The sequence below is a fragment of the Mucilaginibacter angelicae genome (assembly GCF_042434235.1).
In the GTDB taxonomy this organism is placed as follows: domain Bacteria; phylum Bacteroidota; class Bacteroidia; order Sphingobacteriales; family Sphingobacteriaceae; genus Mucilaginibacter; species Mucilaginibacter angelicae.
Map to the genome: position 1 here is coordinate 410 of NZ_JBHLTS010000013.1, position 484 is coordinate 893.

Genomic DNA, 484 nt, shown 5'->3' on the forward strand with positions numbered 1-484 from the left:
CCGAATACCAGTGCCGGTGATCCGGGGGCCTGCGCTGCCTGTGCCTCGAAAAGCGAAACAAGCGTCTCCTCCTCAGGGTAGGCTACCGCCGTATCATTGAAACTTTCCAGGAGTTCTTTGCGCTCTGCAGCACTCAGGTAATCCAGCTCCGAAATTGGTGCATCCGGTGAACCGCATACCGCCGGCAGCAGCCGCTCCAGGTGACCGCATAAGCGCTCTGCCATCTCTCGGCTGTAGATATCACTGTTATAGGTCAGGTCCAGCAGGATTCCCTCTGTGCCTTCTGTAAAATTGAACGTCAGGTCGAACTTACTGCTCTCTGTCTGCACTTCTTCATAGGCCCTTACTTCAAGGCCGTCAAGTGTCGGGAGCACTCCCTTGCCCATCCCCGTGTTCTGCAACACCACCATCACATCGAACAAGGCGTTACGGCTCAGGTCACGCGGCAAATCCAGCTGGTCTATTAGTTCATCAAACGGGTACA

At 55.2% G+C, this 484-nt stretch carries 1 protein-coding gene; it reads right to left on the reverse strand.

Features of this window, described 5'->3' with window-relative positions; all coding sequences use genetic code 11:
* Positions 1-484, reverse strand: a 484-nt coding sequence (locus ACFFGT_RS04490) for a condensation domain-containing protein (protein ID WP_377021311.1), incomplete at both ends; no start/stop codon positions are given.